At 59.2% G+C, this 22,410-nt stretch carries 18 protein-coding genes and 1 riboswitch; of the genes, 6 read left to right on the top strand and 12 right to left on the bottom strand.

The window, feature by feature from the left end:
• The first annotated feature begins 97 nt into the window (after positions 1-97).
• Both IQ265_RS28765 and gghA read left to right on the top strand, forming a co-directional pair.
• On the top strand, positions 98-1,312 hold the full coding sequence (locus IQ265_RS28765; RefSeq protein WP_228037792.1) for a YbaY family lipoprotein: 1,215 nt from the start codon (positions 98-100) through the stop codon (positions 1,310-1,312).
• A 216-nt stretch (positions 1,313-1,528) separates the two neighbouring features.
• On the top strand, positions 1,529-4,048 hold the full coding sequence (gene gghA / locus IQ265_RS10905) for a glucosylglycerol hydrolase (protein ID WP_194053415.1): 2,520 nt from the start codon (positions 1,529-1,531) through the stop codon (positions 4,046-4,048).
• Positions 4,049-4,109: 61 nt separating this feature from the next.
• Here gghA and IQ265_RS10900 read toward each other — a convergent pair whose 3' ends face one another.
• The 6 genes from IQ265_RS10900 to glnT form a co-directional block, all read right to left on the bottom strand.
• Positions 4,110-5,099: an IS110 family transposase gene (locus IQ265_RS10900; protein ID WP_194053303.1), complete on the bottom strand. Its 990-nt coding sequence runs from the start codon at positions 5,097-5,099 to the stop codon at positions 4,110-4,112.
• Positions 5,100-5,363: 264 nt separating this feature from the next.
• Positions 5,364-6,491, bottom strand: a complete 1,128-nt coding sequence (locus tag IQ265_RS10895) for an aromatic ring-hydroxylating dioxygenase subunit alpha (protein ID WP_228037791.1) — start codon at positions 6,489-6,491, stop codon at positions 5,364-5,366.
• A 16-nt stretch (positions 6,492-6,507) separates the two neighbouring features.
• Complete coding sequence (locus IQ265_RS10890; RefSeq protein WP_194053411.1) at positions 6,508-7,281, bottom strand: ABC transporter ATP-binding protein; 774 nt, start codon at positions 7,279-7,281, stop codon at positions 6,508-6,510.
• Positions 7,282-7,427: 146 nt separating this feature from the next.
• A complete protein-coding gene (locus tag IQ265_RS10885) occupies positions 7,428-8,219 on the bottom strand; it encodes an ABC transporter permease (RefSeq protein ID WP_194053409.1) in 792 nt (263 codons plus the stop codon).
• Positions 8,220-8,351: 132 nt separating this feature from the next.
• The gene (locus IQ265_RS10880; RefSeq protein WP_194053301.1) at positions 8,352-9,392 is read right to left on the bottom strand and encodes an ABC transporter substrate-binding protein; all 1,041 of its coding nucleotides are present in this window, start codon (positions 9,390-9,392) and stop codon (positions 8,352-8,354) included.
• A gap of 76 nt (positions 9,393-9,468) precedes the next feature.
• Entirely contained in the window at positions 9,469-10,830 is a 1,362-nt protein-coding gene (gene glnT, locus IQ265_RS10875) for a type III glutamate--ammonia ligase (RefSeq protein ID WP_194053299.1), read from the bottom strand.
• Between the two features lie 95 nt (positions 10,831-10,925).
• Positions 10,926-11,068, bottom strand: a riboswitch (guanidine-I (ykkC/yxkD leader).
• A 201-nt stretch (positions 11,069-11,269) separates the two neighbouring features.
• On the opposite strand from glnT, the gene IQ265_RS10870 reads away from it, so the two are divergent.
• Together IQ265_RS10870 and cobQ are read left to right on the top strand one after the other, a co-directional pair.
• Positions 11,270-11,692: an Npun_F0494 family protein gene (locus IQ265_RS10870; RefSeq protein WP_194053297.1), complete on the top strand. Its 423-nt coding sequence runs from the start codon at positions 11,270-11,272 to the stop codon at positions 11,690-11,692.
• Positions 11,693-11,964: 272 nt separating this feature from the next.
• Positions 11,965-13,455, top strand: a complete 1,491-nt coding sequence (gene cobQ, locus IQ265_RS10865) for a cobyric acid synthase CobQ (RefSeq protein WP_194053295.1) — start codon at positions 11,965-11,967, stop codon at positions 13,453-13,455.
• A 42-nt stretch (positions 13,456-13,497) separates the two neighbouring features.
• Here cobQ and IQ265_RS10860 read toward each other — a convergent pair whose 3' ends face one another.
• Positions 13,498-14,604 (bottom strand): sensor domain-containing diguanylate cyclase, encoded by a 1,107-nt coding sequence (locus IQ265_RS10860; protein WP_194053293.1) that lies wholly within the window; start codon positions 14,602-14,604, stop codon positions 13,498-13,500.
• 286 nt (positions 14,605-14,890) lie between these two features.
• Between IQ265_RS10860 and IQ265_RS10855 the strand changes: the two genes are divergently transcribed.
• A complete protein-coding gene (locus IQ265_RS10855; protein ID WP_194053291.1) occupies positions 14,891-15,817 on the top strand; it encodes a sugar ABC transporter permease in 927 nt (308 codons plus the stop codon).
• On the opposite strand, the gene IQ265_RS10850 is transcribed toward IQ265_RS10855, so the two are convergent.
• The 3 genes from IQ265_RS10850 to trmD all read right to left on the bottom strand — a co-directional run bounded on the left by IQ265_RS10850 (position 15,814) and on the right by trmD (position 17,909).
• Positions 15,814-16,200 (bottom strand): hypothetical protein, encoded by a 387-nt coding sequence (locus IQ265_RS10850; RefSeq protein ID WP_194053289.1) that lies wholly within the window; start codon positions 16,198-16,200, stop codon positions 15,814-15,816. The two genes, IQ265_RS10855 and IQ265_RS10850, sit on opposite strands and share 4 nt — an antisense overlap.
• Before the next feature lie 361 nt (positions 16,201-16,561).
• Positions 16,562-17,044 carry a 2-C-methyl-D-erythritol 2,4-cyclodiphosphate synthase gene (gene ispF, locus IQ265_RS10845; protein ID WP_194053287.1) on the bottom strand — a complete coding sequence of 161 codons (483 nt, stop codon included), beginning with the start codon at positions 17,042-17,044 and terminating at the stop codon, positions 16,562-16,564.
• A 139-nt stretch (positions 17,045-17,183) separates the two neighbouring features.
• Positions 17,184-17,909, bottom strand: coding sequence for a tRNA (guanosine(37)-N1)-methyltransferase TrmD (trmD, locus tag IQ265_RS10840; RefSeq protein WP_228037790.1), 726 nt, complete (start codon positions 17,907-17,909; stop codon positions 17,184-17,186).
• A 178-nt stretch (positions 17,910-18,087) separates the two neighbouring features.
• Here trmD and IQ265_RS10835 point away from each other — a divergent pair, with 178 nt between their 5' ends.
• Positions 18,088-18,900 (top strand): cyanophycinase, encoded by an 813-nt coding sequence (locus tag IQ265_RS10835; protein ID WP_194053285.1) that lies wholly within the window; start codon positions 18,088-18,090, stop codon positions 18,898-18,900.
• Between the two features lie 28 nt (positions 18,901-18,928).
• On the opposite strand, the gene IQ265_RS10830 is transcribed toward IQ265_RS10835, so the two are convergent.
• Positions 18,929-21,094: a serine/threonine-protein kinase gene (locus IQ265_RS10830; RefSeq protein WP_194053283.1), complete on the bottom strand. Its 2,166-nt coding sequence runs from the start codon at positions 21,092-21,094 to the stop codon at positions 18,929-18,931.
• 121 nt (positions 21,095-21,215) lie between these two features.
• Positions 21,216-22,094: an EamA family transporter gene (locus tag IQ265_RS10825; RefSeq protein WP_194053281.1), complete on the bottom strand. Its 879-nt coding sequence runs from the start codon at positions 22,092-22,094 to the stop codon at positions 21,216-21,218.
• Positions 22,095-22,410 lie beyond the last annotated feature (316 nt).

Here is a 22,410-nt window from a genome sequence, read left to right as displayed (position 1 = left end):
TTGCTAAAGGACTCAGGGGAGAGCCATGCAGCATTTTTAAGCTACGCCTCTGCAATGACCGCGATTCCCCGGCTGATTTTTAGGTGTGAGATTGACCATGAACAAGCGAGTATTTTTGGCCCTGGCAGGGACGGCTCTGGTGACCGCCTCCCTGGGGAGTGGCATGTTGACAACGGAGCAGGCGATCGCGCAGACCCAGCCCGAGTGGTACAACTGCCTGACCCGTGAAGTGTTTACCCCTGAGAAACAGGCCTGGTGCGATCGCTGGAGCACGCTGCAAAATGGCACCTACATCGTGCCCTTGGGCTTTGGCCCCGAGCCCACCTTTGAAACCGTCACCCTCGAAAATGGCCAATACAACCGCCCCGGCGAGCTGGTGGTGAGCCTGGCCAACGAGCCCGACTGGCTGGCCTTTGGCGATATCGACGGCGACGGCAACGACGATGCCGCCGTGATCTTTGGCGTCAACCAGGGGGGCGGCAGCAACCTGGTTACCTACCTGGCGGCGGTGATGGATATTGACGGCGAGGCCGAGGCGCTGCGGCCCGTAGCCCTGGGCGAGCGGATTATGCTCAACGGCCCCACTGCGATTGAAAATCAGCGCATCAACGTAGCCCAGCTAACCCAGACCGAGGTGATCAACCGCAGCTTTGTGACCGATGGCGGCAGCCTCAGCGAGCTGGCCCAGCTGCCTAGCCCCGAGCGGGCGGAGCTACCCGACGGCACCGTCGTGTTTTCCCAAACGCCGACCTATGCGGTGCGAGTGTTTACCCGCGACGGACAGCCCTACATCAACCTGTTCAACAGAGCTAGCGGACGGCAGGAGCTAAATGGCGTTCGGGCGATCGCAGCATCTTCTGTAGAGGGCATCGCGTTTAGCTATGCCGGTTCGACCAGCGAGGGGCGGCCCTCGGTTCAAGTGAATGTTGCGGCCAATGGTGCCCAAACGATTGAGGTGAATGACGCCGTGCAAACCAACTCTGCTAGTGTGACTGGCACCGTCACCTACCTGCCACGCATTGCTATGCCGCCCAACGCCGTGCTGGAGGTCAGCCTGATCGACGTCAGCCGGGCCGATGCCCCGGCCGTTACCCTGGCGTCTCAAAGCATGGTGTTTGGCGATCGCCAGGTGCCGCTTCCCTTTGAGCTGGTGTACAACCCCGACCAGATCGACCCTCGCCTGAGCTATGCGGTACAGGCCCGCATTCTAGTCGATGGAGAGCTGCGCTTCATCAACACCAGCCGATTTGCGGTGATTACCCAGGGCAACCCCACCTCAGTAGAGGTCAGAGTTGACCCGGTTTCGCGGTGAGTTGGGAGACAAAAACCATCCGAGCAGGTGCAGCTGCTAATAGCGACCCACCTGGGCCGCTATTAGGCTCTACCGTCAGATATAAATTAGATGAACCTCAGGTAGAAGGCGATCGGGCCAAGAAGGGCGCTTGTTAGACTAACGGCAGCCAAAGCGTCGTCCACAGCGTGTAGATCTACCGTGACCGTTAAAGACTCAGCCCCCACTCTGCCCAACCTGGCCCAACCTGCCCTCCAGCCCCTGGTTTACCTGGTTGAAGACGAAACCCAAACGGTGCTCGACTGGGCCTCGTCCGTGGGCCATTCAGAAGATACCTACTTTCAGCGGGGTCAGCGGCTGGCGCGGCGACTGGGTGCCCACTACCGCCGCGACGGGCTGACCGAGTTCGGCTTTTGGACTCCGGAGCTGGTGGCCGACATTATTCAGTCGGAGCGCACCCTGGAGCTAGAGATTCTCACGCCGCTGCAGCCGATCGATTTTCGCGCTCCCCAGCAAACGCTCAGGTTTCAGCGCGATCGCCTGCCGGTCATGCAGCAGGGCGAGTTTGTCTGGGCGGTGGTCGCAGGGGTCAAGCCGGGGGGCCGCGATCGCGCCGGCAGCTTCTACTGGCTGCGGTATATCGACGCCGAGGGCCGACTCAACTACATTCGCGACCCCCTGGCCTACTCGCTGCCCTACGGTGTATTTGCCCCCGCCGAGGTGTACGACCTGCGGCGGCTGCAGCAGCGGCGGGCCGACCTGGGCTACCTGGCTCGCAGCGCCGCGCCCAAGGGTGGTCTCGACCCCGAAATTCCCCGCGTGCCCGCCCCCACCAACATTCTGCAAATCCACGTCAAAACCGCCTCCGCCGAGGGCAGTCTGGAGGGGCTGACCCGCATCTATCAGCACATTTCTGACAAGCTGGCCGCCGGGGAAGCCCTCACCCCCGCCGAGGCCGCCTATACCGGCTACGACGCGGTACAGCTGCTGCCGGTCGAACCCACCATTGAGTATCGCCGCGAAGACACCAACAGCGAGCACGAGTTTTTTGCCATTGCCGAAACCGACAACCTAAACGGTGGAGATAAAGCTTCTAGCAGCGGCCTTACCGTCACCCTGCGCCAGCCCAACACCCAAAACTGGGGCTACGACGTGCCCATTTTGGGCTCTGCCGCCACCAACCCGTCGGTACTGAGCACCCTGCGCCCCGATGAAACGGTGGAGTTTATCGCCACGCTGCACACCTTTTCTGCCGGACCCATTCAGCTGATCTACGACCTGGTCTACGGCCACGCCGACAACCAGGGCATTGAGCTGCTGACCCAGCAGTTCTTCAAAGGCCCCAACATGTATGGCCAAGACCTCAACCACCAGCTGCCCCAGGTGCGAGCCATTTTGCTGGAGATGCAGCGGCGCAAAATTAACACCGGGGCCGACGGCATTCGCGTCGATGGCGGGCAAGACTTTCGCTTTTTCAACCCCCTCAGCGGGCGGGTCGAGCAAGACGATGTGTACCTGCTGGCCATGAGCGACGTGGTGCAAGATATCCAGGGCTACCGACGGCGCATGTTCACCATTTTTGAGGATGGCCGTCCCTGGCCCGAAACAGGTTGGGAAGAAAAATCGACCTACCGCGAGCTAATTGAGGCCAAGCCCGGCTCGTTTCAGTGGGGGCCACTTATTTTTGCCCACAACACCCCCACTCTAAAGGGCTTTTGGGACCGCAAGTGGCGGCGGGTGTGCGAGGTAATCTTCCAGGGCGACCACTGGATTACCGGCTGCGGCAACCACGACACCGTGCGCCGGGGCAACCAGATCGATCTCGACGCCGACATCAACTGGAACCTGGGCAAAACCCTGCCCGAGGCCCTCAACCGGGCCTACAACAACTCGGCCACGCTGCTGTGGGTGCACGGCTTTAGCCCTGGGCTGCCGATGGACTTTCTCAACGCCAGCCTGGAAACACCCTGGGGATTCTTTCGCAACACCGACGATCGCTACGGGGTCAAGGTGGTTTCTGAGGAGGTGGGCTTTCTCGATTGGGAGATCGAGCCCGAGTTGTACCTTCAGCCCCACGCCTTTCCCCAGCTCAAATCCCTGGGTTTTAAGGCCCTAGGCCAGCTGCAAAATTTTGCCAAAGCCTTGCGGGAGGCTATGGTCGAAACCGACTACAACCTGGAGCAGGTGGCCCAGATCTGCCAGCACTGCCTGGGCGAAGGAGCTGAGGGCACAGTCTGTGAGGTGCCCGCCCTCGAAGAGCTGAACCAACCTAGCCTGCCCCGGTTTTTGGCCACCCTCGATGTGCCCAAGCTCAAGCAGTTTGCCATGGCTTTTATGGAAGACGGCCACGACATTTGCAACGTGGCCCACTATTTTGACCAGGCCAACCCCGATCGCGGCTATTTTGGTGTCGCCCTGCGGGAGTTTCGGCGGCAGCGCCCCTGGCTGCGGGAGAACCTGATTGGCCGCGATCGCTTCAACCGCATCAGCGACGACGAGCGCACCATCTTTTACGGCTACCGCACTGAGCCCCACGCCGCCGACCACCGCCCGCCCCAGGAGGTGGTGATGGTGGCTCACATGGGGGGCGCACCCATGACGGTAAACCTGGGCGACTGGCTCCAGCTCGACATGGCGGCCTGGCGGGTGGCCCTGACCACGCCAGGGCTAGAGCTGGGGTCGCAGCCCGAGGAGCTGCGCGCCTTTGAGCTGTGCGACAGCCAGGGCGTGCTGCTGGTGAACGCGGCTGGTGGTTAGAGCGATCGCCTAGGGATCAAGTGAGATAGTAGCGATTATCTTGATTGTCAAGCTCACCCTGCTATGTAGTAGCTGCCATGAGGGTGGCAGCTGGCGGCAATGAGCAAGCTGGAGCCTGCCAGAGGGTGTCATGGCTCACCATGGCATTGAGGATGGTGAGGAGCTTGCGCATCGAGGCAATCAAAGCGACCTTCTTGGGCTTACCGCGTTGGAGCAAGTGCTGATAGAACGCCCGAATCACCGGATTGTGCCGGGTGGCGACCAGGGTTGCCATATACAGTGCGGTGCGCACCGCCGCGCGACCCCCAACAATTTGGCGTTTACCGCGCATCTGGCCACTATCGCGATTCATCGGCGCGAGGCCGCAGAGGCTGGCTAACGGTTTAGCGGGCAGTCGTCCCAGTTCGGGTAACTGCGATACTAGTACCCCAATGGTGGCAGGCCCCAGGCCGGGGACGCTGGTGAGCAGGTCACGGGTGCGCTGCCACTGCTGGCTCTGTTGAATCAACGCCTCAATGTCGGCATCAAGGGCTTTGATCTGCTCGTCCAACCACTCGATGTGGGTGTCAATGTTGGCTTGTATGGTAGGGCGTGCGGTGCGCTGACGGGTCTTTTCGGCACTGCGTATCTCAATGAGTTGCTGACGTCGGGTGACCAAGGCCTGGAGCACCTGGCTGTCCTCACTCGCCATGGCCCGCACTGCCGGGCGAATGGCATCGGCAAAATGCGCCAGTACCTCAGCATCAATTTTGTCCGTTTTGGCTAAACGTCCCGTCGCTTTGGCAAAGTCGCGCACTTGACGCGGATTCACCACCACCGTCGGATACCCTTGCTCCATCAACGTGCGTGCCGCTAGGGTCTGATAGCCTCCAGTCGCTTCCAGCACGATTAACCCAATGACTAAGCCATCGAGATGTTGGCGCAACTCGACGAGGCCCAACTCACTGTTGGCCACCTGAAGAGCACGGCCTAACGGACGAATGTAAACATCCAGGCATCGCTTTGAGACGTCAATACCAATCCATTGCCGATTCTCAGATGTGTCGTTCATGGTCATCTCCACCTTCAATGAGTAACCTTCTRAGCTAAACTCGTCCTTGCTCGATACGGAGTCACAGGCTCCTGGCGATTTTTCGAGTTTTATCCTTAAAGGTGCGGCGACCCAAGCTACACGCGGTTTGCTTAACCTAGGGTGGGACGGTCTGCCACACTTTTTAAGATACAAGGGTGGGCACTGCCCACCAGTTACCCTAGCGCTGTACAACCAGGCTTCCATATAGGGGCAAACGGTGGTTTGCCCAACCTATTCATGCGGCTACTCAGCCCCACCATCGGCGGCAAGCGCGTCCCAGATCAGTTTTTGCTGGTGAATGATCCGCGATTCCAAACCATTCACCGGACCAGGGGTGTAGGCACCGCTGGCATAGCCCTGCTGCACGCTCTCGGTGAGCACCATGTCTTCCTGCATAAAAGCTTCAAACTCGGCCAGCAGGGTTTCCGTGGGCGGGCAAAAGTCGGGGTCGCCGTAGAGGTCGAGGAAAACCTGGCAAGACTCGACGGTGAGCGGCTCGATGTGCAGCCAGGCCAGCAGACCGTTGGGCAGCCCCAGCAGGTGCAGGTTGGGGTAAATTCCGTAGGTAAAAAATCCCTCGCGGCTGCGGCCTTCAAGGGTTGGCAAAATGCGGTTCTCGGCCTGCCAGTCGGCGGTGGTGGGGGTGTAGAGCAGGTTGACGAAGGCTTCGAGCTGGTGCTGGTAGTGGCGAATGGGGCCTTGCACCTGGTTGAGGGTGGTGCGGTGGGCGATCGCCACATGGTAGTCGCAGAGGGTGTTGTCGTGGTAGTTCTTCCAGTTGCAGGCGACGGTGTACTGCTTGGTTGCCAGCGGCTGGGTCGCTGGGGTGCGGTGCTGCCCCAGGTAGTCGGGGATGCTGCCGAGAAACTCGACTAGCGGCGGCGCACTGTCGTCAAAACAGACAAACATAAAGCCCGACCAGATTTCTAGCCGCAGCGATCGCAGCGCAAACTCCTCTTTTTGAAATGACTCTGGAAACTGATCCTGGGAAGGCACCCCCACCAAATCCCCAGCCAGGTCGTACACCCAGGCGTGGTAGGGGCAGACCAGCTTTTGGCAGGAATGAAGGCCCGCTTGGGGCGACAAAATTGCCGCCCGATGGGGGCAGAGGTTGTAAAAGGCTCGCAGCTCGCCATCCTTGTCGCGAACGATCAGCAGGGGCGCGCCCGCCACCGACTTAGCCCATACCATCCCTGGCAGCAGGCGATCGCTGTCACCCACGTACAGCCAGGTGCGTCGAAAAATCGCCTGCTGCTCAATAGGGATCCAGCGGGGATTGGTGTAATGGTCGGCGGCGAGCAAAAATCGTTCCGGCAGCCCTTGGGCATCGGGAGCGGCGGGCGATCGCAGCAGCGGGAGGCTAAAAACCATAGTTAGATACTTCCCATCAGCCCACTAACGCCGGAGCTGTCTTGCCCCGCAGCAGATCCATGATGCCTTCGCGGGTGTCTTGAAAGGCGCGATCGCGGCGAATGGTGTAGGTGCGATCGCGCGGCAAATCCACAAACACTTCTTGCTGAATGGTGCCGGGGTGGGCCGTCAGCACGTAGATCCGCTGGGATAGAAACACCGCCTCATCAACATCGTGGGTGATCATCAAAATGCTCACCCCGGTGCGGTTCCACAGGTCGAGCATAAACTGCTGCATGGTTTCCTTGGTTTGCACATCCAGCGCTCCAAAGGGCTCATCCATCAGCATAATTTTGGGCCGCGAGGCCAGGGTGCGGGCGATCGCCACCCGCTGCTTCATGCCGCCCGAGAGCTGCTTGGGCAGCGATCGCGAAAACTTGGTCAGCCCCACCACCTCTAAATAGTAGGAGGCCATTTCTCGCCGCTCCTTTGACCCCACGCCCTGGAGCTTGAGGCCAAATTCCACATTTTTCTGCACCGTCATCCAGGGGTACAGCGTGTAGCTCTGGAAGATCATGCCGCGATCGGATCCTGGACCCATTACTACCTGACCATCCACCGTGATTTCGCCCGCCGTGGGCATATCCAGCCCCGCCACCAGCCGCAGCAGCGTCGACTTACCCGAGCCTGAGGCCCCTACCGCACAGACAAACTCGCCCGTTTCTACGTGCATGTTGATGTCGTCGAGCGCCAGCACCGGCCCCTGGCGGGTGTCGAACTGTTTGCTGAGGCGGTTGATTTCTAAGTGCATGGTGTTAGTCCAGGGTAAGGGGGTGGATGGGTAGGTGGGTGGATGGGTAGGCGGGTGGATGGGTAGGAGAGTGGATGGGTAGGCGGGTACGCAGTAGTGGGCACTGCCCACCAAGCCCAGATCAGCGCGACAGACCGATGGACTGCCTAATCCACCGCCCATTTACAGGTGGCTTTCATCAATCCCCGCAGCGACAAATCCAGGGCAAAGCCAATCACGCCGAGAATTAGCAGACAGGCAAAGATTTCGTCGGTGTTGAAAAACTTTTGGGCCAGCACAATCCGTTTGCCCAGGCCGTTTTCTGCCGCCACCAGCTCCGCCACCACCACCAGGTTCCAAGAGGTGGCAATGTTGATGCGGAACGTGTCGATAATGTTGGGCACCACGTAGGGCGCAATCACCTGAAACAGCGCCTGCCGCCGCTGCCCGCCCAGGGTGTAGGTGGTTTCGAGCAGCGCCTTGGGCACAAACTTCACCGCATCCATCACCATCAAAATGTTGAAGAACACGGTGCCAATGAAGATTAGAGCGATTTTGGGCGCTTCGCCTAGGCCCAGGTAGATCACCAGCAGGGGAATGAAAGCGGGGGCGGGCATATAGCGCACTACGCCGCTGATGGGTTCGAGCAGCGATCGCACGCTAGCAAACGCTCCCATCGCAATGCCGATGGGCACCGACACCAGGGCCGCCAGCCCAAAGCCCACCGTCACCCGCATAATGCTGGCGGCGGTATCGCCCAGCAGAAAACCATCGGTCCACAGCCGCCCTAGGGCCTGGGCCACCTGAATTGGCGACGGCAAAAACTTGTCATTCACCAGGTCGAGGCTGGCCACCAGCCACCAGAGGCCAAAGGGCACCGCAATCGAGAGCACCATCAGTGCCGTGCTCATTGGCTTGGGAATATCGTCGGCCAGTCGCCAAAAGACACTGGGCTTCATGCCCTGGGTAGACCGGGGCGCGGTGGAAAAAGAAGGGGAAGCAGGAGTCACAGGGGTTAGCCCAAACGTAGAACAAACCGGCACAGAGGCCCCCATTGGCCAGACTTTGGCGCTGGGGGCTGGCGTCAACGGCTACTTTGCAGCAGCGTAGGCCTTAACAAACTGGTCATTGAGAATGGCCTCCAGATCTGGGGCCTCGGGAATAAACCCAACCTCCACCATGAAGTCAGCCATGACTTGAGAGGCGTGGGGCATGTACTTCATGTCGTCGCCACCCGCGCTAAAGGCCTCCAGGTTTTCCTCCAGGGTGAAGATTTTGGTGCCCTGGGTGTACTTTTCAAACTCGGTGTCGCTGACGCTGGCTCGCTTCGCCATAATTTCGTTGGCCCGATCTGGGTTTTCGTCGATAAAGGCCAGAATGTCGAACCAGGTATTTACCAGGGCCTGCACCTGGTCGGGGCGGCTGTCGATCAGCTTTTGGGTCACCACCAGCAGGTCAGGAATCGCGCCCGGATATTCCTCCGATGACACCAGCTCTTGGCTGCCCTCTCGCGAGAGCGCCGTTTCCCAGAAGGGTACCCAGCCTGCAAAGCCGTCTACCTGCCCGGCGGCAAAGGCTGTGGCCGCTGCCCCGGTTTCCAGGTTCCTAATCTCCACATCGTCCCGGCTCAAGCCCGCGTCTTCGAGGGCCAGACTGAGCAAAAAGTCGCCCACCACGCCCTCTTCTAAGGCAACGCTTTTGCCCGCCAGGTCGGCAACGGTGTTGATGCCCTCGGCCCCAATCACCTTGTCGTTACCGGCGGAGTTGTCGTTGACCAGCACCGCGACCATGCCGTTGACCGCATCCCCCGCAAAAGAGATGGTGTCGTTGAGGGTTTGGCTGTTGGCATCGAGCTGCCCAGCAGCCAGGGCTTGCATCGACTCCAGGTAGCCGTCAAACCAGATCAGCTCGACGTTGGCCCCATTCTTTTCGAATAAACCTTCTTCAGCGGCGATCGCCCAGGGCCACCAGCCCGCCCAGCTGCTATAGCCCAGCTTCACGGGCTCCCCGGTCATGGCGGGGGCGGTGGAGGCGGTGCCATCGGCTTGGGGCGTGCTCTGGGCACAGCTAACGGTAACCAACAGGCTGCAAACAAAGGCAACCAGCGTGGGCAAAAAGGTGCGTCGTTTCATAGCGGTGGATACTTAGCTCAAGAATTACAGGGAAAGCTGAGATGCGGCGGGAGGGAACGGGTTACCCCATAGAGGTCTAAAAGAATTTCAGGTACCGCTTAATTTCCCAGTCGGAAATGTGGGTGTGGTACTCGTTCCATTCTTGGCGGCGAAAGTTGATGTAGGTCTGGTGCATCAGTGGCCCCATTACCGCCTGGCTGAGGGGGTCGGCCTCAAAGGCATCGATCGCCTCTTGCAGCGTGCGGGGCAGCATGTCAATGCCCATTGCTTTGAGGTCGCTCAGAGAATAGTTGTACATGTTCTCGGTGTGGGGGTCGCCGGGGTCAAGCCCCTCAGCAATGCCCTCCAGCCCAGCGGCCAAAATCATCGCCGCCCCCAGGTAGGGGTTAGTGGCAATGTCGGCGGCGCGGCACTCCACCCGCCCCCCGGCCAAAGGAATGCGCAGCATGTTAGTGCGGTTGTTGTTGCCGTAGCAGATGTAGACCGGAGCCCAGGTAAAGCCCGACATGCTGCCCTGGCGCAGCAGCCGCTTGTAGCTGTTGACCGTGGGGCAGGTGACAGCGCAGATGGCCTTGGCGTGGCGCAGCACCCCGGCAATAAATTGGTAACCCAGCTTAGAGAGCTTGCAACCACGCGGATCGTCAACGTTTTCGAACAGATTTTGCCCAGTTTCGATGTCGGCCAGCGACATGTTGTAGTGGGCACCGCTGCCGGTGCGATCGCCAAAGGGCTTGGGCATAAAGCTGGCGAAGTAGCCGTGTTTGCGGGCCACCTCTTTAACCATCAGCCGAAAGAAGGTAAGGCGATCGGCCATAGTGAGGGCGTCGCTGTAGGCAAAGTCGGTCTCAAACTGGCCGTTGGCGTCTTCGTGGTCAAAGGAGTACACGTCCCAGCCGAGCTGATTCATATACTCGACCAGTTCGCTTAGCCAGGGGGCGTTGTCGAGCAGGCTGGGCAGGTCGTAGCAGGGCTTGGCGAGGGTGTCGCGATCGCTCACCGGCCCAAAGCTGCCGTCCACGTTTTCCTTGAGCATAAAAAACTCGGTCTCAATGCCCAGGTTGAAGGTAAACCCCATCGCCGCCGCCTTGGCCAACATTTGCTTGAGAATGGTGCGGCAGCAGGCCTCAAAAGGTTGGCCCTTGAGGTAGAGGTCGCTGGCAAACCAGGCCACGTCGGGCTTCCAGGGCAGCACCGTGGCCGAAGCCGGGTCGGGCATTGCGGCCACCTCTTCGTCGCTGATGTCCTGGGGCACCCCGTCGAGGGCCGCGCCCGTAAACAGCTCAGAACCTGCCATCATCTGGCCCAGGTGGGCGAGCGGCACCATTTTTGCCTTGCCCATGCCGTGGATATCCACATAGCTGGCCAGAGCGTATTTGACGCCTTTGGCTTCTAAAGATGCTTTAAGGGCTTCAGTTTCAGGCGTTAGGGAATGGGCCATAGGTGGGTGGGAAGTAAGGAGTGAATGGGTGCTGTGGAAGGAAAACCGGCACAAAAAACAGCAGCCCAGGAGAACGGCGAAACGACGATTCGCTATCCTCCCGGGCTTTTATCCCGCCGTGTACCAGATACCTGGGGCCAATGCTGCAGAGTGCAAAGCCGAGGACGATCTGGCGGTTTCTCTCGGACCAGGCGCTTGACCACTGCTGCAGCTAGCCGGAACCCTAGAAACCTTGGGTGTTTATTTTTGGTAATCGAGAGTAATTAGAAGGTGATGAACTTTGAACTACCTTTAGATCAAGATTGATGCCCTAATAGGCTTAGCAATTGCTTAAGAAGTAGAAAGTAACCGCTGCTACTAAATCGCCCTCTATTCAAATTATTTCCCGCTGATCGCTGGATTAAACCTACAATTTAAGGCAGTCATACCGTCTATCCCCATGGCCCCAGCTGAGTTTGATCACGCCATTGCCCTTCGCTATCCCCGGCGATCGCTCAAGCGAGCCGAGCGCGCCTTTCGGTGCTCCCCCTTCCGGCTAGAGCTGCTGGGAGATATGCGATCGCAGAGCATTTCCATTCGCCAGGTGTGCGGCCAGGCGGGGCTCAAGAGCCACTACAGCCGTCGGGCTATGGCCGAGCTACAGGCCGAAAACGCAATGATGTGGCTAATCGCCGTCGGCCTACTGCGCCGCGAGGTCGACGGCCAGGGGCTGACCGATAGCTTTCGCCTCACCCCCCTGGGTCGCCAGGTGTTCGAGCAGCTATCGGCGCTCAGCCCGGCTCAGTATCGCCCTACCCTGGTCGATCATCTCTATAATGCATGGTGCCGCTGGGTGCGTTTGCCCTCCTGGGCCGGTTTCTAGCCAGCGCCCGACCGGTGGCAGGGCTAATATGTCCTGATAAGTTGTGTTGTTCCTGAAGAATCTGCATAAGAGTGTTCCAGCTAAATACTGATCCAGAGTTTTATGGCAACAGGCCCAATGGACCGAGTTGACGACCTCAGAAGAGACGTTTATTTAGATGAAATACTTTAGGGAGTGGTTAAGCCTTGGGCATCAGCCCACAAGAACGGATTTTTGATCTCCGCTCAGGCTTTGGCCCTGCCGCCGAACTCATTCAACTTTGGAGACGCTCCATGAGAGCAATCATGGTAGTGGGAACAGCTTCCCACGTGGGTAAATCGTTGATTACCACGGCCCTTTGCCGCATTCTCAGCCGCCGGGGTTGGCGAGTCGCCCCTTTCAAAGGGCAGAACATGGCCCTCAACTCCTACGTCACCGCCAACGGCGGCGAAATGGGCTATGCCCAGGCGGTTCAAGCCTGGGCCGCAGGCGTCTCCCCTCAGGTTGAGATGAACCCCATCCTGCTCAAACCCCAGGGCGACATGACCTCCCAAGTCATTCTCAAAGGTCGGGCCGTGGGCCGCACCACCGCCACCCAGTACTACGAAAATTTCTTTGACCAGGGCTGGCAGGCCATTCAAGAAAGCCTCACCCGCCTCGGTCAAGACTACGACTTTTTGGTGTGCGAGGGGGCCGGCAGCCCAGTCGAGGTCAACCTCAAACACCGCGACTTGACCAATATGCGCATCGCTAGGCATCTCAATGCGCCTACGGTGCTGGTGGCCGACATCGATCGCGGCGGCGTCTTTGCCCACATCATCGGCACCCTAGAGCTAATGGAGCCCGAAGAGCGTGCTCTGGTCAAAGGCATTATCATCAACAAGTTTCGCGGCCAGCGCGAGGTGCTAGAGCCAGGTCTGCAATGGATTGAAGAGCGCACCGGCATTCCGGTGCTCGGCGTGGTGCCCTGGATTGAAAACGCCCTGCCCGCCGAAGACTCGCTCAGCCTGCTCGATCGCACCCCCGGCAGCAAAAAGCAGGCCGATATCACCGTCGCCGTCATTCGGCTGCCCCGCATTTCTAACTTCACCGACTTCGACCCGCTGGAGGCCGAACCCAACGTGCGGGTGGTCTACCTCAGCCCCAAAGAAAAACTCAGCTACCCCGATGCGGTGATCATTCCCGGCACCAAGACCACCATCGCTGACCTGCTGATCTTGCAGCGCACCGGTATGGCCGAAGAAATTCAGAACTATGTCGCCGCAGGGGGCACGGTTATGGGTGTCTGTGGCGGCTTTCAGATGATGGGGCAGTTCTTAGCCGACCCCGAGGGCATTGAGGGCCACGAGGGCCGCTTCCCCGGCCTCGACCTATTCCCGCTGCGCACGGTCATTACTCAGCAAAAGATCGCTCGCCAGCGCACCGTCAGTTCGCGCTTTCCCCAGGAGGGGCTGCCGGTGTCGGGCTACGAGCTGCACCAGGGCCGCACCCAGCTGCTGCTCTCTGAGGGACAAGACGAGAAGGGCACCAAGTTTGAGTTTTTGTTTGAAGACCGTAGCCTGGGCGTGGTCGATGCCAGCCAGTCGCTGTGGGGCACCTACCTGCACGGCATTTTTGACAACGGCCCCTGGCGGCGGGCCTGGCTCAATCGCCTGCGCCAGCAGCGCGGTCTGGGGTCGTTGCCCACGGGCATTCCCAACTACCGCGAACAGCGCGAGGCGGTGCTGAATGAACTCACCGAAGCGGTGAGCGAGCACCTAGATCTGACGCCGCTGCTGGGGTAATCACCGAACCAGGTCAAGCTGATTCAAACCAGCGCTCTATGCTCAAACGCCCCACCGCTGGCAGGCCTTAGTTTCGGCAATGTTGAGCGGTCGTCTGCGTTGCTTCTGGGCATACATGGCAGAATCGGCCTGGGAGACTAGCTGATTCAGCGTTAGGTTGGCATCATTCCCCTGGCTGCTCGCGAGGCCCACACTAATTGATAGAGGATAGGGGAGAGCGTTCTCTTGGGCGAAGATCTCGGCATTTGTTTTGAGCCGGTTGGCTACTTCTGGGCCATTGGCGCAGTCAGGCGCTAGTACAACAAACTCATCCCCTCCTAGCCGCGCCAAAACGTCGCCCTCGCGAAAGGTCTTGTGCATGCTGGCGGCGGTGCCCAAAATTAGCCAGTCGCCTGCTTCGTGGCCGTAGTGGTCGTTGACCGATTTGAGATAGTCAATGTCAATAAAGAAGACCGTCGCCGACTGCTGCTGACGACAGACCTGCCGCAGCTTTGGATTGGCTAGCAGAAAAAAGCCGCGACGGTTGTACAACCCGGTTAAGCCATCGGTGAGCGAAAGCCGCGTTAGTTCGGCTTCGGTGGTGTGGCGCTGCAAGACCTCGGCCCGCAGTTTGGCATTGGTCTGCTCAAGCGCTTCAAGCTGCGATCGCTCCACCACTGATATCTCCTGACCGAGGATGCGATCGAGCACAGTGGCGGTAGTGTCGGCTAAGACTTGCAGCAGTTCAACCTCCTGGGTCAGGGGTTGATGGCGTTCGGCCCAGTACACGCCGATCACGCCCACCGGGTTGTCCTGACGCATGGGCACCACGGTCAGACTTTTGACAAAGGTTGGGGCGTAGGCCTCTACCGGAATTCGCGCATCGCTATACACATCCTCAATGATGGCGGCCTGTTTATGGTTGATAGCCCAGCCACAGATACAGCTGCAAAGCGGAAAACGCTGCCCTTTCCACAGGGGGGCAACCGCGTTTTCGTGGGCATAGAAGCATTGATCCCCTTCCTTCAGCACAAAGGTAGCCCCATCGGCATGGGTAAGTTCGCGGGCGGCTACCCCCACCAGGGTCATCAGAATATCGAGGCTAGGGGCGAAGCATAGATCGCGAATAATCTCAACTAGACGTTTTGTGGCTTGCAAATCGTTAGCCATTGGTGTCCTCCCACAAACAGGGTAGGTGGCTCAGTGGAAGTCGCTAAGGAGGGTTGTAGAGGGAGCCTTGACGTATCGTTTCGCCCTAGATGCCGTTCGGCATGACAAAGTAGTTGCTCTATAAAACGCTCTCACAACCATTAACCCAGATCCCCAGAGCCATCTAAATCCGTAAAAACACTGCTTCCTCACACACTTTTCAAGTAGGTTCGCCGCTAGAGGAATCGAGCCGCTGCAGTTGTAGGATTCTGTAAGTAGCTCACGTCCTCCATTTTGTCGGCAATCTATGACCGCATCCCCGCCTCCGGTTCTCAGCAAAATTTGGCCCCTGGGTACCACAGTTCCCCAACGGGTGATTCCGTACCTGTTTTTGCTGCCCGCCCTGGTGGCCCTGGGGATCTCGGTATTTTGGCCGGCGCTGCGGGCCTTTTACCTCAGCTTCACTACCTTTGGGGTCGATCTGACGGCGGCCCCGACCTGGGTGGGCACCGCCAATCTGCGCCGACTGGCAGGCGATCCCATTTTTTGGCAAACGGTGCGCAATACGCTGGTGTACTTAGCTGGGGTGGTGCCGATTTTGACCTTTGCGCCGCTGGGGCTGGCGATTTTGGTCAATCGGCAGCTCAGGGGTATTCACTGGCTGCGGGTAGCGTACTACTCGCCTGTAGTGGTGTCGATGGTGGTGGCGGGCATTGCCTGGCGCTGGCTCTACGCTGAGACGGGCCTATTTAACCAGGTGCTCAAATCGGCTGGGCTGACCGAAAACGGTATTCCCTGGCTGACTAGCCCGGCCCTGGCGCTGTTTAGCGTGATGGCCGTGACGGTGTGGAAGGGGCTGGGCTACTACATGGTGATCTATTTGGCGGGGCTCCAGGGCATTCCCCAGGACCTCTACGAGGCGGCGGCGCTGGATGGCTCCGACGGGTGGCGACGCCACTGGGATATTACGCTGCCGCTGATGCGCCCCTACCTGGTGCTGGTGGGGGTGATTTCTGCGATCGCCGCCACCAAAGTTTTTGAGGAAGTCTACATCATGACTCAGGGGGGACCGCGCAGCAGCTCAAAAACTGTGGTCTACTACATCTACGAGCAGGCCTTTCAAAAGCTCGAAATTAGCTACGCCTGTACCCTGGGGTTGGCGCTGTTTTTAGTCATTTTGGCCCTGTCTGCCCTGCGCCTGGCAACCAACGACAGCACAAAGCCCGTGGTCTAAGCCACCTTGATTGGCTGGGATAGCTCTAAACTGCTGACCTGCACATCGTGCACTTCCACGTGGGTGGCCCCTTCGGTGTGCAGGGCGAGTTCAACCAGCTGGTCGAGCAGATCGAGCGTATCTACCTGACCGCTGAGAATAACCGCCGACCCACGCTGCTTGACCGTCAGCTGCCTGACGGCAGACCGGCCCACGCGATCGCAAAACTTGATCTGAATGCGCTTGACCAGCCCGTAGTAGTCGTACTCGCCACTAGGCCCCACCCGCTCTGGGGGAATAGCCGACAGCCCAGCGATCGCCTGACTAATGTAGTCGGGTCTGGCGTAGCAAACCCCACGAATAGTGTGGCCCGTTGCTACGAGTGATTGTGCGATGTTAGCCATCTGAGCCTTACCCCTCTGCCTCTGGGACAAAAACCAGCACCTACAGCGATGAACCCGCTATGGATTCGCCTTAAGGCAAGATCTGAATCAACGCTCAGCAGTAGATGCAAAGGTAATACCATTAAGTTTGCTCTGTGCCCTCGGCAAACTTGAAGATATTATAAAGTACTTTACGGGTTTCTCAGTAAGATTAAGTATCTTTTACAACCGTTGCAGAGCTTATTCAGATCAAGTTCACACTGCCTCAGTACTAGCACGTAAAGATTTTACAAAGTGATTTGACCCCTGGAATCCGGAAAAGTTCCTGGCCGAGCAAACTTGCCTTGGCCGCTGCTCGGCCAGACGCCCGCCCAAAGTATCCCTACGCTCCGGTTGTTAGCAGGGCTACTGCGTAGGCCGCAATGCCCTCCTGACGACCCACCGGCCCCAGTTTTTCGTTGGTCGTTGCTTTGACCCCCACCTGGTCGGGGGCGAGGCCCAGTTTTTCGGCCAGGCGCGATCGCATCGCTTCGATGTGGGGCTTGAGCTTGGGCTGCTCGGCCACTACCACCGAGTCAATGTTGCTCACCTGCCAGCCCCGCTCCTGCACCATGGCGTTGACCTGGGCCAGCAGCTTCAGGCTGTCGGCCCCCGCCCACTCTGGATCCCCCGGCGGAAAGTACAGGCCAATATCCCCCAAGCTCAGCGCCCCCAGCAGCGCATCCATAATCGCGTGGGTCAGCACATCGGCATCGCTGTGGCCATCGAGCCCCAGGTGGTGCGGAATGGTGACGCCGCCCAAAATCAGCGATCGCCCCTCCACCAGCCGATGAATGTCATAGCCATTACCAATTCTGATCCCCATAGTTTCTCGTCCCTATTTCCTAAATTATTTGAATAGATAAGTTTTCCTCAACGGTGCATTGCTTCGCATTGGCGGAGCCTCACCCCAGCGTTATGCACCCTACGCCTTGTCCCATCCACCCGCCTACCCATCCACCCATCTACTCCTCACGCTCCTCCTCCAACCATCGCTCATACAGATCGGGCCGCCGCTGCCGCGTGCGCTCGATCTGCTGCTGCTTGCGCCACTGGGCGATCGCCTCGTGGTTGCCCGATCGCAGCACCTCCGGCACCTCCCAACCGCGAAAGGTTGCGGGGCGCGTGTACTGTGGGTAATCGAGCAGCGGCGTCTCAAAGCTTTCGTAGCGCAGCGAGTCGGTTTTGCCCACGGTACCGGGCAGCAGTCGCACCACGCCGTTGATCAGCGCCAGGGCCGGAATTTCGCCGCAGGTCAGCACAAAGTCGCCCAGCGAAACCTCCTGCGTCAGCAGGTGGCTGACGCGCTCGTCGACCCCTTCGTAGTGGCCGCAGATCAGCACCAGCTGATCGCGGGTGACCAGGTGACGAAACAGATCTTGGGTCATGGCTTCACCCTGGGGGGTGAGCAAAATTACCTCGCGCTGGGGAAGCACCGGCAGCGACTCGACCGCCGCAAAAATGGGGTCGGGCTTCATCAACATGCCCACGCCGCCGCCGTAGGGTTCATCGTCTACCCGGTGGTGCTTGTCCGTTGTAAAGTCCCTTGGGTTGGTAAGATGAATTTCTGCAATTTGGCGCGCCAGGGCTTTACCAATCAGCCCTGACTCCAGGGGAGATGTAAAAAAGTCTGGAAACAGGCTGACAACGTCTATTCTCAGCTGGGAAGCCCCGGGGATGCCAGTTGTCATAGCCTAGACTGCTGCGGCCTTACGACCTGATGGGTTGGATCAACGTCATCCAAATCCAGAAGTGGAGTCCTAATTTGTAGACAAACTACAGATCTCAAGCTGGACTTGGTATATAACGCTCTCTATCATGCAGTAATCGAGTCTAGGTAGCAATTCTCGTCCCTTTGTTGAGCGGCCCATGTCTCCCGTTAAGCACCACGCTATTCTGGCCATTGGCGGCGCAGAAGATAAAGTTCACGGTAAAGAAATTCTGCACACCTTTTTCGAGCGGTCTGGGGGGACAGCGGCGACCATCGGGATCATCCCCTGCGCTTCGCGGGACCCGGTGGCGATATCAGCCCGGTATCAGCAAATTTTTGCCGATATGGGTGCCCCAGAGACGGTGGTGATGGACATCCGCGATCGCGCCCAGGGCGAAGACCCCAGCTGGAAAACCGTGGTCGAACCCTGTACCGGAGTGTTTATTACCGGCGGCGACCAGGTGCGGCTGTGCGGGCTGCTGGCCGACACCCCGTTAATTGATCTGGTGCGCCAGCGAGCCCAGCTGGGCGAAATTACCCTGGCTGGCACCAGCGCCGGGGCTGCCGTTATGGGCCACCACATGATCGCTGGCGGCGGCAGCGGCGAGTCGCCCAACCGATCGCTGGTGGATATGGCCATCGGCCTGGGGTTTGTGCCCGAGGTGATCGTCGATCAGCACTTCCACAACCGCAACCGCATGGCCCGGCTGATGAGCGCGATGGCCATGCAGCCCAACCGCCTGGGCCTGGGCATTGACGAAGACACCTGCGCTCTGTTTGAGGGCGACGGCAGCTTTAGAGTCATTGGCAAAGGGGTGATTGCCGTGGTCGACCCCGGCGATATGACCCACACCAACGAGCCCGATATTTCTGCCGCCGATCCGCTCAGCATTCACGGGCTACAGCTGCACCTGCTGGCCCACGGCGATCGCTTCGATATTCACCACCGCAAGGTACTGGCCGCCGCCTGAGCACCGCGCTCTCGTGGCCTACCTCACTTTACGGTTCGGCCTGTTCCTCTAGCGCCCACAGCCCCAGCGTGTGCTCAGTACCACCAATGGTGACGATATACCCATTTGGCTGCACCGCAAAGCGCCAAATGTCGGTGTTAAACCCGGTGATGGTTTCGACATAGGCCGCTTGATCCATATTCCACACCAAAATGCGCTGGTCGGCGTCGGCGCTCCACAGCAGCGGGCCTTCTACTCTGAGATCGTTAACGTAGCTCTGGTGGCCGGTGAGCGTAGCGTGGTGGGTCTTGTCAGCCAGATTCCAGAGGCGCACGGTTTTGTCGCTCGAGGCGGTAACTAGAGTACGGCCATCGTCGCTGATTGCCAGCCGGTTAATAAACGTCAGCGGTTCGTGACCAGTTAAGGTAATAGGCTGATCTAGGTCATCCATGGTCCATACGTGCAGGCTTTTGCCGCCGCTGACTAAGTAGCTGTCGTCGCGGGTAAAGCGTAAGTCATTTACAGTGCCATCGGCTTGTAGGGTGTGGCTAGACCCTGCAGTCACCAGGTGCTGAGGGTCAATGCGACCATCGGGAGCGACTAAATTCCACATAAAAATCGTGCCGTCGCTATCGGCACTGGCCAACGTTTTGCCGTTGTTGCTGACCTCTAGGGCGTTGATCGGTACCGTATGAGCGTTTGACAGGGTAACGAGGAGTTCGCCATCGGCCATGTTCCAGAATCGAATGGTGCGATCGTCCCCAGCGGTGATCAAAATTTCCTGATCGGTGGTCATCGCCAGGGCTTTGACCGTGTTGGTATGTTCGCTGAGGGTTCGCAACGCCTGTTTTTCGGCCAAATTCCAGAAGCGCACGGTTTGATCGGCGCTGGCCGTGACCAGGGTTTGGCCGTCCTTGAGCAGCAGCATATCTAGCACATCGGCTTCGTGCCCCGACAGCGTACCCAAAGACCGCACCAACCTCTGGGGCAAATTTTCGACGGCCTCAACCTGCGAAATTGGATTGCTGGTGTTTCGCGTCAGTGCATACCAGCCCAGGGGCACCGCTAGGGCCAGCCCAGTCAACCCCGCCAACAGCCAGGGACGCTGGTCGAGCCAGGGGGGCAAAAAGCTGTGCGAGGGCTCAGATAGGGTCTTGGCCTCGTGGGGATTGAGGGTGGTCATGGGCCAGGTGGCGGGGGCCACGTCCCCAATTGAGCGAGCCCCAACCGATTGGGGTAGACCAGAAACCTGGCGCAATGGCCCCAAGGAGCCGGTCTTTGACCATCGCACCTGGGCCAACCGCTCCAAGATCTGCGCCGTGCTTTGAGGGCGCTGAGCCGCCGCTGGGGCAATCAGCTCGTCGATCAAATCGGCTAGGGGAGCCGAGATTTGGGGAGCCAGGGGTCGCCACACAAAAGCATTGGTGCGCGAGTTGTAGATAGTCGTATCGTTGGGCAGCTTGGCGGTCATCAAATAGATGAGCGTGCGCCCCAGGGCATAGAAGTCAGACTGGGGCACCGCCTGGCCCTGCTCCTGCTCCGGTGGCGTATAGCCCGCCGAACTCACGGTCGTAATGCCGCTGTCGCCCAGGTTGGCCATATAGGTCTGGGTCATCTCGCGGGCGGCCCCAAAGTCGACCAGCACCAGCTGCCCAGAGGGGCGCAGCATAATGTTTTCGGGCTTAATGTCGCGGTGAAAATAGTTGTGCTGATGCACCAGATCCAGCACATCGGTAAGCTGGGTGAGCCACAGCATGGCCTGCTTTTCACTGATGGGGTGGTTGCCCTGCTGCACCATCCACTGCTTGAGATTCGGGCCTTCGATTTTCTCCATAATGAGGCAGTGCAAGGGCTCAGTGAGCTTTACTGGGCTATCTGCTGAGCTGCCCGCTGGACAGTAGAGAAAGTAGCCCTCAGGCTCTATGCGAGGTACCCCAGGATGGTTGAGCTGGCTAAGCACCTGGGCTTCGCGGCGAAACAGCTCAACCACCTTGTCATTGGTGTTGTAGCTTTCCTTGAGCACCTTGAGAATTTTAGGCACGTTGCGCTCGTAGGCTTCGTACACGCGGCCAAAGCCACTGTCGCTGCTGATTAAGCGCATGACCCGGTAGCGGCCCTGAAGTACCAGGTCTGACCCACAGACGATGCAGGTAGGGCTGCCTCCGTTATCGGGATGGTTGGGCTGACGGCAACCTGGGTTAATACAAAGACTCATGGCCGACGTTAGAATGCATTCCCTGTGTAGCAATAGTGTTCCACGGAATGCAGGTGGTTTCTCTCCACTACGGGCTTTCTTTGCAATTGATGGGGGGTGCAATGGGTTGAGGGTACCAGTCTCAGACGGCCTTGACGGCGGGTTGGCATAGCGATATTCCGGCGGCGGCGATCATCACCAGGCCGATCGCGCCAACCATGGACAGAGTAAGGGTTTCGCCCAGCCACAAAAAGCTGAGCAGGGCGGCGATCGCAGGTTCTAAACTCATTAACACCCCAAACACGTTCACCGGCATACGCCGCAGAGCGATCATTTCTAAGGAGTAGGGCAGGGTCGAAGCCAGCAGCGCCACGCCCAGGCCCAGCAGCAGGATCTGCGGCGACAGCAGCGTCCTGCCGTCTGCCAGCACCCCCACGGGCAGCAGCAGCAGTGCCCCGACAACCATCGACAGGGCCAATCCCTCGCCGCCGCGAAAGGCCTGCCCCATGCGGGCCGACAGCATAATGTAGGCCCCCCACGCCACCCCGGCCAGCAGCGCCATCACAACTCCCGCTCCATCCAGGGCAGGGGTATTGAGGGGCGACAGCAGCACAATGCCCACCGCCGCCAGGGCAACCCAAAGCCCATCGAGCCAGCGCCGCGAGTGCAGCAGCGCCACGGTCAGCGGCCCCGAAAACTCCAGCGCTACGGCAACACCGATGGGAATGCGGGCGATCGCGCAGTAGAACAGCGCATTCATTACCGCCAGCGATAGTCCAAAGCTAACTAGCAAGCGGTAGTCGCGAAGGGAATGCCCCCGCCAGCGCGGGCGGCACCAGGCGACCAGCACCAGGGCCGACAGCCCCACCCGCAGCAGCACCATTCCCAACGGCCCCACCTGACCAAACAAACTTTTGGCCAGGGTTGAGCCGAGCTGAGTCGAGGCGATCGCAGCAATCACCAGAAGCGGGGCAGGGGGGTTAAACCCAGACAGCCTGGGCAGTAAAGACTTGGGTAACAAAGGTCAGGCTCCTGGAGCGATGGTTCAAAACCGGCCCTGAAGGGCCATCGGGTCAGGTAGAGCCTACCAACTTTAGCGCCTCTGCCCCACCGCGCCCACCCATAGCGTTGATAGCTATTACAAGTAGCGTGAATGTATAGCGCGATGGCCAGCGTACTAAGGATATCGGCCTCTTCCAGTGGCAAAAACTGGGACAGTGCCATGGCATACAGCCATCGCTTGGGGAGATACAAGTCATGCCCTAACCGTTCTGGTAATGGCTATATAGCGTAACGAGCCCAAAGCAGCCGGATGGCCGTACCTGCCGCCGCCCTGG

The organism is Nodosilinea sp. LEGE 06152 (assembly GCF_015207525.1).
Lineage (GTDB): Bacteria > Cyanobacteriota > Cyanobacteriia > Phormidesmidales > Phormidesmidaceae > Nodosilinea.
The sequence above is the reverse complement of the archived record's forward strand: the minus strand, read 5'-3'. Positions and strand labels throughout refer to the sequence as shown.

Excerpts from the sequence above, each read along its gene's own strand:
- IQ265_RS28765 (WP_228037792.1), top strand. The coding sequence starts at position 98 with ATGAACAAGCGAGTATTTTTGGCCCTGGCAGGGACGGCTCTGGTGACC.
- IQ265_RS10900 (WP_194053303.1), bottom strand. The coding sequence starts at position 5,099 with ATGAACGACACATCTGAGAATCGGCAATGGATTGGTATTGACGTCTCA.
- IQ265_RS10895 (WP_228037791.1), bottom strand. The coding sequence starts at position 6,491 with ATGGTTTTTAGCCTCCCGCTGCTGCGATCGCCCGCCGCTCCCGATGCC.
- IQ265_RS10890 (WP_194053411.1), bottom strand. The coding sequence starts at position 7,281 with ATGCACTTAGAAATCAACCGCCTCAGCAAACAGTTCGACACCCGCCAG.
- IQ265_RS10885 (WP_194053409.1), bottom strand. The coding sequence starts at position 8,219 with ATGAAGCCCAGTGTCTTTTGGCGACTGGCCGACGATATTCCCAAGCCA.
- IQ265_RS10880 (WP_194053301.1), bottom strand. The coding sequence starts at position 9,392 with ATGAAACGACGCACCTTTTTGCCCACGCTGGTTGCCTTTGTTTGCAGC.
- glnT (WP_194053299.1), bottom strand. The coding sequence starts at position 10,830 with ATGGCCCATTCCCTAACGCCTGAAACTGAAGCCCTTAAAGCATCTTTA.
- IQ265_RS10870 (WP_194053297.1), top strand. The coding sequence starts at position 11,270 with ATGGCCCCAGCTGAGTTTGATCACGCCATTGCCCTTCGCTATCCCCGG.
- cobQ (WP_194053295.1), top strand. The coding sequence starts at position 11,965 with ATGAGAGCAATCATGGTAGTGGGAACAGCTTCCCACGTGGGTAAATCG.
- IQ265_RS10860 (WP_194053293.1), bottom strand. The coding sequence starts at position 14,604 with ATGGCTAACGATTTGCAAGCCACAAAACGTCTAGTTGAGATTATTCGC.
- IQ265_RS10855 (WP_194053291.1), top strand. The coding sequence starts at position 14,891 with ATGACCGCATCCCCGCCTCCGGTTCTCAGCAAAATTTGGCCCCTGGGT.
- IQ265_RS10850 (WP_194053289.1), bottom strand. The coding sequence starts at position 16,200 with ATGGCTAACATCGCACAATCACTCGTAGCAACGGGCCACACTATTCGT.
- ispF (WP_194053287.1), bottom strand. The coding sequence starts at position 17,044 with ATGGGGATCAGAATTGGTAATGGCTATGACATTCATCGGCTGGTGGAG.
- trmD (WP_228037790.1), bottom strand. The coding sequence starts at position 17,909 with ATGACAACTGGCATCCCCGGGGCTTCCCAGCTGAGAATAGACGTTGTC.
- IQ265_RS10835 (WP_194053285.1), top strand. The coding sequence starts at position 18,088 with ATGTCTCCCGTTAAGCACCACGCTATTCTGGCCATTGGCGGCGCAGAA.
- IQ265_RS10830 (WP_194053283.1), bottom strand. The coding sequence starts at position 21,094 with ATGAGTCTTTGTATTAACCCAGGTTGCCGTCAGCCCAACCATCCCGAT.